Here is a 12,875-nt window from a genome sequence, read left to right on the forward strand (position 1 = left end):
AACCTCGGGGCTATTACCCCAACAAGAGGTGCGCTATGGGCTCTACTCGACATTTGCGGCATTGTATCTGCGTTTATCCACGTTCAACGGCGGTTTATATTTTAGTGAATGTTATTTAGCAAACTGTAATTCATATTGACGTATGTACTGTGTATCTACACAAATCTTTTGGTTAAATATACCAACTTATTTATTGGCAGTCCCTTCGAATTATCAGTGAGGAATTTGAAGGTAGTGGAAAGGAGAAAATTATGAAAGCAGTCTATGATCCCGAAACAGATACTCTTACTTTAATTCTAAGGGATATGCCAATTGCAGAAAGCGATGAGATAAAAGAAGGTCTGATTATCGATTATAGTGAAGATAATAAGATTGTATCAATGGAAATGCTTGATGCATCTGAAAACGTAGCCGAACCTCAAGCTTTTTCCTATGAGATTAAAGGTCGAAAGGCTACTGCATGATTTATTTTCAATCACAAAATGCACGTTCATTAGCATGTATCTGCTGATGATATTGAACGATACAGCCCCCCCATCCCTTCTTCGGTTCTCCTACCGCTCCTCGTCCTGTGCTGACACCTGGTCACGCTCTCTGTTTTCCGGTGTCCGGACTTCTACAATTTGGATCCGCAGCAGTTATAATCTACTACCACGAAAGAAAAGGACTTTGCAGGATATAACAGGTTTAATAAAAACAGAGGGAGATGCGGTAGAATCTAAGAAAATAGTCCAGAAGGGCTATAAATGACATTCGTAGACTCATCATACTTCATTGCCATTGCTAGAGAGAAGGATAGATGGCACAAAGATGCTTTAAAACTTGTTGATAAGACAAATGATTCTATGATGATATCTGACTTCATTATTAGCGAAAGTGTTACACTGGTGGGATCGCTGGAAGGAGGGAAGGCAGGCAGGATACTTTATGAATATTTCATAGATAACTGCAAAATATACTTTATGGATGATGAAATACTTTCAAAAGCGATGGATTCTTTTCTAAAGTATGATGGTTCGTTATCACTGGCTGATGCTACATCTGTTGAAGTGATGAAAAAACATAGAATAAAAAAGATACTCTCCTTTGACAGTGATTTTGATAAAATAAAAGAAATTGACAGAATACATTAACAATACTACTGAACTTTCAAATGCTCTTTTCCTGCCTGTGTCGTCTTCCTACCCTGGGGAGTACGTTGAATAAAACCGATCTGAATTAGATACGGCTCATACACATCTTCAATAGTCCGGACCTCTTCCCCCACTGAAATTGCAATGGTCTTCAAACCCACTGGTCCACCTTCGAAATCATCTGTTATTATACTAATTATGCGCCTGTCAAGTTCATCCAGGCCAAGTTTGTCTATACCCAGCAAAGTCAGTGCATCATCAGCAACGTCCTGAGTTATCGTCCCATCGGCCCTGACAAGTGCAAAATCCCTTGCACGCCTCAGTAACCTGTTAACAATTCTGGGCGTTCCACGGCCGCGTTTAGCAATTTCAATAGTCCCATCCTGGGTTATGGGAATACGCAGGATCGAAGCACTTCGATGCGCCACCTCCACAAGTTCATCTATAGTGTAATGATTTAGCCTGAAAGTAATGCCAAATCTATCCCTGAGCGGTGAACTCAGAAGTCCTATCTTTGTGGTTGCACCAATAAGAGTAAAATGTTCCAGGTTGAGTTTTATTGACCTGGCACTTGCTCCCTCACCTATCATCACATCTATTTCCAGATCCTCCATTGCAGGGTACAGGATCTCTTCAATAATTGAATTCATGCGATGGATCTCATCAATAAAGAATACATCTCCTCGTTTGAGTGAAGTAAGTATTGCAGCGAGATCTCCGGCCTTTTCCAGAATTGGTCCTGAAGTACTTTTTATCCCCACACCCATCTCATTTGCAATAATATGTGCCATTGTGGTTTTTCCAAGACCTGGTGGTCCTGAAAATAAGATATGGTCCAGTGGTTCTCCCCGTCTTTTTGAGGCTTCAATAGCAATTTGTATGGATTCCCGGATGACATTTTGCCCAATGAACTCATCAAGTCGTAAGGGACGAATAGTAGTATCTTCCTTTTCATAATCCTTCTCTAAAGGAGATATGATTCTTTCTTCCATGTTTACTCTTCAACCTCTTTTAATCTTAAAAGTGCTGCCTTGATTAATACTTCGATTGAAGTGTCTTGAACTTCAGCAGATACAGCCTCTACAGCTTCCCTGGATTCTCTTTGTTGAAAGCCTAATGATACAAGAGCACTAACTGCATCATAATTGATGTTACTTATGGTGGGAATATACCCTTGCATTTTATTTTTCATCTTATCCTTCAATTCCAGAATTAATCTCTGAGCATTTTTCTTACCAATTCCTGAAATATTAGTAAGGACTTTTTCATCCTCATTGATTATAGCACATGCGAAATCCTCTATTTTTATTTCGGAAAGGATTTTCATCGCTATCTGGGGTCCGACTCCTGCAACGTTAATAATTAATTTGAACATCTCAAGTTCGGTTGTATTCATGAATCCATAGAGGTTGAGCGCATCCTCCCTGACATTAAGATACGTGAAAAGTTTTACATCTGATTTTGCTTTTTTTCTAAGTTCCTGTAATGCAGGTCGTGAAACATTAACATGGTATCCGATACCTCCTACATCAATTATGACAAAACCTTCACCACATTGCGCAATTTCGCCAAATAGATGTGAAATCATATCATCATCTCATTATATGTATATGACATAAAGCAATCGAAAGACCATCAGCCGCATCATCAGGTCGGGGAAGTTCGTCAAGACCCAGAATCCTTGTTATCATCTCCTGCATCTGTAGTTTATCCGCATTTCCGGTACCTGTTATAGCCTGCTTGATTTGAGCCGGTGTATATTCAAATACAGGTATTTGTTTCTGTTGTGCCGCAAGTAATATCACACCTCTTGCTTCACTTACCCTCATTGCAGAGGTGACATTTTTATTGAAAAAAAGTTTTTCAATAGCGACAGTTTGCGGATTATACTTCTCAAAAAGTGCATTGGTCTCGTTATAGATCTCCAGTAGGCGCTCAGATGTGTTTTTTTCAGCAGATGTTCGAATACATCCATAACTTACAGGGATAATTTTTTCGTCTCTTTTTTGTATGACTCCAAAACCCACGGTTGCAAGTCCTGGATCGATTCCGATAATGATCATGGTGTTTTCACGCCGATTATTAGCTTTCGTATTTTTCGATATACTTCCAAATTTCTACATCGGTTTTTGGCATATTACCTTCATAAAATGTCTTTATCCATTGTAAAAACCCAATTCCACTTGGACTTCTGTGTTGCTTCACAAGTTTGATTAAAAGTCTAACACATGAAATAATCTCCCCATAAGTATAACTCCTTTCTCCCTCAATTCTGTTAAGCATTAATTGGCCTTTCACGGATCTTGAGATGGTATATGCAAGCGAACCTTTCTTTTGACCATCGAAATCTTTTTTGAGCTTATTGTACGAAGATAACACTTTTTTATCTTTAAGAGCGGGATTCTCCTGCCACATAAATAAAACTACGGCTTCTATACTGGCAAATATTTCATGATAATCGGCTATATCCTCAATAGCCACTTTTCCGTCACCTTTTTCGACCAATTCTGCTAATGGTCGATTTACATCACCCTCTGTAATCTCCATATATTTTCATCGTCCTTTTTCACTTCATAAGTGCCAACCTCTGATTAATTTCATCAAGGTCAAAGTATTCAGGATCAAAATCATAATCCAGCCATTCCACCATTTCTTCATGCTCGGGATGTTGCGGATTTTTGAGGATTTCAAGGAGTTCATCATATCCATAAGCCCCGCCGCAATCTTCCGGAGGGCAGGCACGTTTACCCTTGAGGCAGACCGGATAGTGTTTATCAGCATCCAGAGGGAGGATTTTTTCAACCAGGATTATGTGATGCCAGGAATCTCCAAAATCGTATTCATAGATGAATTTTATATTTTCCTCAACGACCACCTGGCTTAATGTTACTGATTTTTCATCGTTTACTTCAAACATATCAGTCGGATCAGGTTCACTATATGTTATTCCATCTATGGTAAACTGATGAAGGTGATAATCGTCCCACCCCATCACTTCCTGAATAATGAAATGAAGTCTATATAATGAAATATCGCTTTTAACCTGTATTCGTCTCCAGATGGGAGGTTTTATCTCATCAAGTGTAACTTTTATCTGGTAGATGTGAATATCTTCATTCTTTTTCTTTTTTGGCATGACCATCACCAATTACTTCTTGAATAATGTCCTGTTAATCGTTTATTAGATTTACGATCATAATGTTTATGGTGCAAAAAATGGATTCATTTCTTCTCTCAGAAATATGATTGCTTTACATGGAACCTGGAAACCGTCAGAAACAATAGATGAATGGGGAGATTTCTTCATATGGGGTGAGTCTTCAACAGCTTCCACCATAAAACGCAGGGGCCGCCCTCCAAAATTTTCTGCCAGTAAACCCCGGCCTCATCCATTTCAGGCTGCACACGAAGACCTGAAGATGGTGATAGAACTCCTGGAAATTATCAATGGCAGTATTATCAGTACAAAGACGCGCATGGATGAAGTGCTAATATCACTTCCTACATTATCCAGATCGCCCCAGGTTTCACCGGATTTACTAATAGATGAAGGTGTTGAGGAGATAGAAGAGCCAGTGGGTTTAATCCCATGGAAAATAGAAGGTCTAAGCATCCCTCCCGAGGATGCAATAACATTACTTAGCTCACTCTCAGGAGCATGGACAGAACATGACAGTACAGTCATAGGAACCGATTTGAAGTTCTGGAGTAACGTTTCTAAATTTACACTGGAATTGTTGTCAAAACAGCATTTTGTACCCGGCATAGTTATTTCTGAGAACGGGAAGGTATTGCCCCGATGGCAATATATATTAAATGACGAAGACGACAGGAGGCACTTTTTAATGCTTACGAACTCAATGCCCCCTGTTTGCAGGGCACTCTTCCAGAATAAGATCCAAAATGTCCAGGAGGCTTTCTTATCAGATTTTCTCAATAGTGCAATTAATGGCTGTATCAGGAACTGGATGTCAAATTCAGAAATCAAATCAAAAAAACCCGGCATCTCTGAAGTATGGTTACGATCTCTGACAACCGGAGAACCGATACAAGTCCATAAGTCAATTCTTAAAAACCTTTCAAAAGGATTACAATCATGGGAAGCCCCGATACACGAAATTGAAAAATCAGGATTTCGTACATCTTTCCGTCTTGAGCCCCCAAATGAGGAGGAACCGGATTACTGGAACCTACGATATTTTCTACAGGCTCTGGATGACCCAAGCCTCCTTGTACCTGCTGAAAAAGTATGGAAAGAATCAAAAGACAGACTTCATTTCCTTAATCGTAAATTCGACCAGCCACAGGAAAAGCTTCTTGAGGATCTCGGGAAAGCCTCAAGGCTATACTCTCCCATCGAGGATAGCCTCCATTCTCCAAGACCCACTTCTGCACAGCTTAACACGCAGCAGGCATATACATTTTTAAAAGAAGCTGTTCCCTTGTTTTCAGAGAGCGGATTCGGGGTCCTTATTCCTCCCTGGTGGAAAAAGGGGGAATCAGGTTCGAAGCTTGGCGTAACATTAAATGTCAAGCCAAAGCAGGATCCTAAAACCAGTAAAGGATTGTTCGGTTTTAACTCAATAATCCAGTACGACTGGAAGCTTGCTCTTGGCAGTGAGCCTATAAGTGAAGAGGAATTTGAGAATCTTGTAAACCTAAAAGAGCCGCTTGTACGCATTAGGGGAGAATGGGTCGAGGTCAAAAATGAAGATATCGCAGCTGCTATTAAGTTCTTTAAATCTGGAAAATCAGGTGAGATGAAACTGGATGAAGCCCTCAGGCTGAGCGCCGGACTGGGAGAATCGGAAATAGGCCTTACAGTTGGTGGATTTAATGCAACGGGGGTGTTATCCGAGCTATTCGAGCGCTTATCAGGCAGAACCGGAATAGATGAATTAGCCCAGCCGGGTGATTTTCTTGGTGAGCTTCGACCTTATCAGGTCAGGGGCTTCTCGTGGCTTGCGTTTTTGCGCCAATACGGGCTGGGAGCATGTCTTGCTGATGATATGGGTCTTGGTAAGACGATACAACTTCTTGCCCTGCTCATAAAGGATAAAGAAGAGGGCATTAAAAAACCCACTCTTTTGATATGTCCTACCTCTGTAGTCGGGAACTGGTATCGAGAAGCGCAAAAGTTTGCACCATCCCTCAAGGTTATGGTACATCACGGCACAGCCCGGCTCAAGGAAAATAATTTCCTTTCTGAAGCTGTCAAATTCGACATGGTGATCAGCACCTATGCCCTTGCTTACCGGGATGAGGATATGTTCAACAATGTGGACTGGAGCGGAGTTGTGCTGGATGAAGCGCAGAACATCAAGAACCGGTTCACAAAGCAATCCCAGGCTGTCCGTAAAATAAAATCAGACTATCGAGTGGCTCTTACAGGCACACCTGTTGAGAACCGTTTATCAGAACTCTGGTCTATTATGGAGTTTTTAAATCCGGGTTACCTTGGCTCGGCAGAAGGTTTCAGGAGAAGTTTTGCACTGCCCATTGAACGCTATAATGACCAGGAGGCAGGCATGAAGCTTCGAAGTATTGTTTCGCCATTCATCCTTCGCCGCATGAAGACAGATCCTACGATCATAAAAGACCTTCCTGATAAAATTGAGACAAAAGTCCACTGCAACCTTACAAAGGAGCAGGGTACACTCTATGAGGCTGTTGTTAAAGACATGCTCAGAAAAATCGAGGGATCAGAAGGAATTGAAAGAAAGGGTATTGTATTATCGGCACTCACAAGGCTAAAACAGGTATGTAATCACCCGGCGCAGTTCCTGGATGATGGTTCGGTACTCCCGGAACGCTCAGGCAAGTTGAACCGTATTACTGAAATGATGGAAGAGGTGATTGCCGAAGATGATGCTGCGCTTGTCTTTACCCAGTTTTCCGTGATGGGAAACATGCTAAAAACGCATCTCCAGCATGTCTTTGGCCAGGAGGTGCTCTTTTTGCATGGTGGAGTATCCCAGAAAAAGAGGGACCAGATGGTCATGAGATTTTCAGAAAAACACGGGCCCAGGATATTCATACTTTCGCTTAAAGCAGGCGGGGTGGGTCTGAACCTCACCCGTGCCAGTCATGTGTTCCACTTTGATCGCTGGTGGAACCCGGCTGTTGAGAACCAGGCAACAGACCGTGCATTCAGGATCGGGCAGACTAAGAATGTGCAGGTTCACAAGTTTATGTGCGAAGGGACCCTTGAAGAAAGGATAGATGAAATGATAGAGGATAAAAAAGCACTTGCTGAGAATATCATAGGTGCTGGCGAGGGCTGGCTGACAGAGATGTCCACCGAGCAGTTGAAGGATTTATTTGCATTGAGGCAAGAATCAGTGATGGATGAATAATGGAATATACGGATAGTTGAATCATGGGCAGGTATGAAGACTTCTGGGGCGGCTATACTCCTTCAAAGCCAATACAAGTGGAAGGTGGTATCAAGGCCAAAAGCAAGAGGGGGAGTATCGGGGATACCTGGTGGTCAAAACGCTGGGTAAATGTCCTGGAATCCTTTGGCTGGAGCAACCGGCTTGAACGGGGCAGACGATATGCCAGAAAAGGCCAGGTGCTTGATTTTGAAATTTCAGCCGGAAAAGTGGAGGCAACGGTCCAGGGTTCGGTCAATAAACCTTATTTGGTCACTATTGAGATAAAACCTATCACTGAAAAGGCATGGGATCATGTAATAGAGGAGATGTCTCAAAAGGCGATATTTGCTGCTAAACTTCTTGCAGGCGAGATGCCTGATGATATTGAGGATGCATTTGAAGCAGCAGATGTGTCACTGTTCCCTATAAAGTCAAAAGATATAGCGACACACTGTTCATGCCCGGACAGTGCAAATCCCTGTAAACACATTGCCGCACTTTATTATATTTTGGCAGAAGAGTTTGATCGTGATCCTTTCATGATTTTTGAATTGCGGGGCCGGACAAAGGACGAAATTAGTTTATCTCTTCGCCAGAAGCGCTCGGGCGGAAACGAAAACCTGCCTGAACCAGAGGAACGTCCGGAGGGGGTCAAACAGAAGGAAGTTGCTTTATCCATGGATGATTTCTGGGTGGGGAGAATGAGCGAATCATTTTCAGTTACCATATCGCCGCCTGATGTTTCGGCAGCAGTTATCAAACTGCTGGGAACACCGCAATTCTGGGATAGCAAGGACGATTTTGTAGAGAAAATGGGCGGGTATTATGAAGAGATCAGTAGGCGCGCTATTGAGACTGCTTATGGTGAACAGAGAGGGGCGAAGAAGAAGACGAAATGAAACAAGGAGTCAGATCATCCAGGGGAAAGGGACATTTCCTTTCTTTTACTTTTTAAGAAACCGTCAGATTAAAGTGATTTGGATTCCAAGTATAATCTCGCACAGGTGACTTCGGAGGAAATGGTGAGCCATGTGGGTAAGGCTTACAGCGCACCTATATAGTCGCCCCACATTGAAGCCCTGTGCCACTGTATTGTCCTGACATCCACAGAAGAGCACTACATTTTGAGGTGTAAAAAGTGTTTTTCCACCTATCTATACAGGAGTTATTGAGTAAGCTGGAAGAGCTGGGGGATCAGGTTCCGATGGAGCTGGCTCAGGCTATTCTCGCGAAAGAACAGGACGCAGTGATACCGTTACGAGATGTCCTTCAAGCTAATGACTATTGGAAAGCCGAAAGCAATAAGAAGTGGATGCCTCTGCATGCTGTGAAATTGCTCGGTATGCTGGCAGACCCCAGGGCGATTCCCCAACTGGTCAATACATTAATTCTGGCTCATGAAGTGGAAGATGATTGGATCATGGAAGACCTGCCCACAGTATTCGGACGCATCGGTCCATTGGCAATTAATCCCCTCGAAGAGTTCATTCATACCCATGAAGGGGATTATAAATTCTGGTGGTCCCGCAGTGCTGCAGCGGATGGGCTGGTAGCTATAGCTATGAATCATCCTCACGAGCAGGAACGTATTCTCACTTTTCTTCATGGATTGTTTTCTAAAGATGACGATATGGAATTCCTGAGTTTTGCCGCAGGATCGCTTTTGGATTTGGGTGACCTGTCATCCTTCCATGTTCTGGAGGAGGCTTTAGATCGTGGGATTATTGATGAATATGTCATTAGCAGGGACGATCTGTTGATAGACAGGGAAAAACCTCATGGCATGTATGATAATGATCTGCTTTCCTTTTATTACCCCGAACAGGTCGCCACACGAAAAGCCAGATGGGATAAGGAAAAAGAAGAAAATGAGCGTTATACAGCCCAAAAACGTGAAAAACGAGAAAAATCCATAGCTATTGAGCTTAAACGATTGGAGACAGCAAATTTGTTGAACGAGCGCAATGTATTACCTATCAGCGGAAAAATAGGCCGCAACGAACCCTGTCCCTGTGGAAGCGGTAAAAAATTTAAGAAGTGCTGTGCTTCAATTATTAAAGCTCTTCCTGTCAAGCAGGTACTGGGTAATGGATTCTATTATAAAAGATGGGAATATCTGGAAAAAGCACAACCTTACGATCCAATATTGGTTCTTGAAAATCTAACATTTTTAGCGTCTGATGCTGAAAGAGATGGAGATTTAGCCGGGGCTCTGGAACTATTCAGGATCCTGGAACCTCTGGCAGCACAAGAGGGATTGCTGGGTGAATTGCTGCGCAATTTTGGATTCATTTTTTGTGACCACCCGGAACTTGGAGAGGAGGGGCTTAATATACTTCGCCAGCTCCAGTCCTTCTATAAAGATGAGGACCAGGAAGTCTGGACATTAGCCAGTATGGATGCGGCAGATTATCTGGGTCTCATGGGGAGAGAGGATGAGTGCAGGAATGAGTATACAAAACTCATGGAAGTGATGCCTGAGCACTCTTTCGTTCGGATAAGGTTTGCCCGCTTCCTGGAAAGAAGACAGTATCTTGATGAAGCTGTTGGATTATATGAGCAAGTGCTTCGAATGGGGGTCGATGAGAATGATCTGGAAATAGCAGCATTGGAACTGAGAGAATTAGCTGCCAGACACAACATTGAACTTGATGCATGGATTAAGGAAGCTATTGGGGATGTCCATGGCGTGGAATAGACAAATATGATTCATTTCGGCCAGTCTGCAGTTAGGTGTGAAAAAGATTAAAATATAATTTATTTTTAAATTGTGATAATAATGATGGTACCCTTCTAATAAAACCATCTAATGAGTCAATTAAGAAAATAACTGATAAATGCTCTCGATCCCGCCATAAAAGGGTGGGCAAATTACCATCGCAACATTGTCCCCAAGGAAACGTACCAAAGAAACGATTCTCCCAGCATGTTCTCCCGATGGTGGGAATTCTCATAAAAAATTAATTAATTATTATATTTTTTTCTTATTTCCTCAAGCACAAATGAGTCCCATTGTGCAATTTCCCAATTGCTGCCTCCCAGATTATCAATAGTTATTGAATCAATAGTTGCCCCTCTGAAATCCGTTTTTTCATCAAAAACAGCTCCTCTGAGATTTACCTGGCGCAGATTTGCTTCCTTCATACAGGCCCCGCCCATATATACACTCATGAGTCCAGCATTGTAAAGGTCAGCGTTTTGTAAATTGGCATTTGTTAAATCTGCCCGATATAATTCAGCATCTCTTAAATTTGTATTTTTTAATTTTGCACGTTTAAGATTAGCATACCATAATTTTGCATTGTTTAATTTTGCTCCAATAAAAATTGTACCTTCTAATATCGCTCCATTTAGTTTGGCTTGGGTAAATTTGGCATTTTCGCAATTGACACCACTAAGATTTGCTCTTTCTAGATTCATAAAACTTAAATTCATTCCTTTCAAACTTTCAATACCTGATAAATCTTTCTCGGCCAGGCTTTCTCTATTTTTTATAGCTTCACCAAGTTCTCCCCTGAATTCATCAAAATCTATGGTTTGGGACTCTTTCTCCTTTAAAGCAGGTTCTTCTTTTTCTTGCTGCTGAGCATGAGCTTGCAGCATAATATTTAATTCTTTTTCAAGTTCTTTGATTAATGATTTTAATTTTTGTGGGTCCTCACCTCTCAAAGCTTCTCTTGCATTTTCAACAATATCTTCAATTATCTTTTTTTGTTCTGGAAAAGTGTTGCCAAGTTCTTTTAGAGAAATCTCAGTTTCATTTATCAATGAAGAGGCCTGGTTTTGTAACTTGATTAATTCCTTTGGTTCAATTTTTCCGCCAGTGACACTGCCCAGGGAAATTACTTGCTCGATAATACTATTTATTCTCATTTCAGGAATTTCTTCAGATTTTATCAAATCTTCGTATTGATTTATATAATCATGAAACTGTGTTACAAGATTAGTCAGGGATTTATCACTTAGGAAATATTCAACTTGTTCTTTTTCTTCAGGTTGTTCTTTAAATTCTAAATAATCCAATGCCTGGAAAAGCACTGGTTTCAAAAGCAATTGATTCCTCTTTACAGAATCCCTGAATTCAGCATGTGTAAGGGTTATAATGGTCCATACCATCATTAGACCATTATAAATAACCAGTTCTGCTTCAGTTAGCCCTTTTTGAAGATTCATTGCTTCAACAATATTACGTTGAAGTTCAATAATATTAAAAAATCGTTTTATCTTTCGTGGATTGTTTTCTATTCCCTGTGTTATCAATTCAAGAAATTGTCCGTAAAATTCTGGATCCATGCCTTCCAGACTTGTGATGAATTGTTTTATATCGGAATCTTTTATTAGTGGGAGTTGGAACCTTAATTGAATAATTTTTTCCAGATAGTTCTCTCCAGTAAGAAGTATATCTCTCTTTTCCTTTTCGTCTGCATTTCCAATAATTTCCTTGTACTTTTTATTTATTATATATGAAATCACACGTTCATCAATTCCTAAAATAAATATGCAACCCTCAACATCTAGAAAAAGCTTAATTGCATCGAGAACTTCAAGGGCTTTTTCAGGAAGGGAGCGGTCCAGGTCATCAATGAAAATTACAACCCTTTTATTTTTATAATATTTCCTGATAATGTTTTGAAAATTATTGTGGAATTCTTCCATGAACTGAATTTTTTTTATGTTAACGGTTTTTTTCTCCCGCTGTATAGATTCTAGAATATTTATTATGGCTTCTTCGTTTGTACCTTTCTCTAATAATTTAGTAATATTACTCCCAATTACCGGTATTAATGAAAGGCTAAGCTTAAATGTCCCTTTGGCTGCTTTTCCCCAGTCAAAGTTTAGATTCCCAAGTTCTTCACGATTAACTTCGTGATATAAACTCGTCTGGAGGTCAGATAGTTCTTGATCCAACTTGATTTCATTTTCAGTTTTTTCTTCAACATTTTCAATATTGGTTTTTAACTCTTGCAGAACTCGCATTAACAAAGCGCGTCGGATCGAATCCTCTTTATCGAACTTCCATGCATTGAACCAAATGGTTTGGACAGGGTATTCATTATCTTTTTTGATAATTTTATTCTCCAGAGTCCTCATTAGGCTGGTTTTCCCACTTCCCCAGTCTCCTATTATGCCAATAACAAGAGGTGTACCAGTATTTCTCCCCTGGATAATACCTGCTATGGCTTCTGCATATGCATCAAAATTGAAAAATTTTGCTTCTGATATAGGATAATCGTTAAGAATCCGGATTTGATTAATTGTATTACTCTCCCCAGTTAAAATTTATTATATTATTTCTAGGATTTAAGGTATAAATATTTTGGGACCAGTATAGATTTGGGGCACAAAAAATCGATCAAAAATATCC

Annotated in this window: 12 protein-coding genes; 6 read left to right on the forward strand and 6 right to left on the reverse strand. The window is 40.7% G+C overall.

Annotated elements, in window-relative coordinates:
- The first annotated feature begins 251 nt into the window (after window positions 1-251).
- Window positions 252-464, forward strand: coding sequence for a DUF2283 domain-containing protein (locus IBX40_06270; protein MBE0523918.1), 213 nt, complete (start codon window positions 252-254; stop codon window positions 462-464).
- Window positions 465-746: 282 nt separating this feature from the next.
- Window positions 747-1,133, forward strand: coding sequence for a type II toxin-antitoxin system VapC family toxin (locus tag IBX40_06275; GenBank protein MBE0523919.1), 387 nt, complete (start codon window positions 747-749; stop codon window positions 1,131-1,133).
- A gap of 5 nt (window positions 1,134-1,138) precedes the next feature.
- Here IBX40_06275 and ruvB read toward each other — a convergent pair whose 3' ends face one another.
- Genes ruvB through IBX40_06300 form a run of 5 tightly spaced genes read right to left on the reverse strand, consistent with a single transcriptional unit; the run spans window position 1,139 to window position 4,269 of the window.
- A complete protein-coding gene (gene ruvB, locus IBX40_06280) occupies window positions 1,139-2,125 on the reverse strand; it encodes a Holliday junction branch migration DNA helicase RuvB (protein ID MBE0523920.1) in 987 nt (328 codons plus the stop codon).
- A gap of 2 nt (window positions 2,126-2,127) precedes the next feature.
- Window positions 2,128-2,721 (reverse strand): Holliday junction branch migration protein RuvA, encoded by a 594-nt coding sequence (gene ruvA / locus IBX40_06285; GenBank protein ID MBE0523921.1) that lies wholly within the window; start codon window positions 2,719-2,721, stop codon window positions 2,128-2,130.
- A 4-nt stretch (window positions 2,722-2,725) separates the two neighbouring features.
- Window positions 2,726-3,196 (reverse strand): crossover junction endodeoxyribonuclease RuvC, encoded by a 471-nt coding sequence (ruvC, locus tag IBX40_06290; GenBank protein ID MBE0523922.1) that lies wholly within the window; start codon window positions 3,194-3,196, stop codon window positions 2,726-2,728.
- A 19-nt stretch (window positions 3,197-3,215) separates the two neighbouring features.
- Complete coding sequence (locus tag IBX40_06295) at window positions 3,216-3,680, reverse strand: hypothetical protein (GenBank protein ID MBE0523923.1); 465 nt, start codon at window positions 3,678-3,680, stop codon at window positions 3,216-3,218.
- A gap of 19 nt (window positions 3,681-3,699) precedes the next feature.
- A complete protein-coding gene (locus IBX40_06300; protein MBE0523924.1) occupies window positions 3,700-4,269 on the reverse strand; it encodes a plasmid pRiA4b ORF-3 family protein in 570 nt (189 codons plus the stop codon).
- A 106-nt stretch (window positions 4,270-4,375) separates the two neighbouring features.
- On the opposite strand from IBX40_06300, the gene IBX40_06305 reads away from it, so the two are divergent.
- The 4 genes from IBX40_06305 to IBX40_06320 all read left to right on the forward strand — a co-directional run bounded on the left by IBX40_06305 (window position 4,376) and on the right by IBX40_06320 (window position 10,466).
- Window positions 4,376-7,489 carry an ATP-dependent helicase gene (locus IBX40_06305; GenBank protein ID MBE0523925.1) on the forward strand — a complete coding sequence of 1,038 codons (3,114 nt, stop codon included), beginning with the start codon at window positions 4,376-4,378 and terminating at the stop codon, window positions 7,487-7,489.
- Window positions 7,490-7,512: 23 nt separating this feature from the next.
- The gene (locus IBX40_06310; GenBank protein ID MBE0523926.1) at window positions 7,513-8,409 is read left to right on the forward strand and encodes an SWIM zinc finger family protein; all 897 of its coding nucleotides are present in this window, start codon (window positions 7,513-7,515) and stop codon (window positions 8,407-8,409) included.
- Window positions 8,410-8,678: 269 nt separating this feature from the next.
- Window positions 8,679-10,208 (forward strand): DUF1186 domain-containing protein, encoded by a 1,530-nt coding sequence (locus IBX40_06315; GenBank protein ID MBE0523927.1) that lies wholly within the window; start codon window positions 8,679-8,681, stop codon window positions 10,206-10,208.
- Between the two features lie 132 nt (window positions 10,209-10,340).
- Window positions 10,341-10,466, forward strand: coding sequence for a hypothetical protein (locus tag IBX40_06320; GenBank protein MBE0523928.1), 126 nt, complete (start codon window positions 10,341-10,343; stop codon window positions 10,464-10,466).
- A gap of 8 nt (window positions 10,467-10,474) precedes the next feature.
- Here IBX40_06320 and IBX40_06325 read toward each other — a convergent pair whose 3' ends face one another.
- Window positions 10,475-12,601 (reverse strand): pentapeptide repeat-containing protein, encoded by a 2,127-nt coding sequence (locus tag IBX40_06325; GenBank protein ID MBE0523929.1) that lies wholly within the window; start codon window positions 12,599-12,601, stop codon window positions 10,475-10,477.
- Window positions 12,602-12,875 lie beyond the last annotated feature (274 nt).

The sequence above is a fragment of the Methanosarcinales archaeon genome, assembly GCA_014859725.1.
Lineage (GTDB): Archaea > Halobacteriota > Methanosarcinia > Methanosarcinales > Methanocomedenaceae > Kmv04.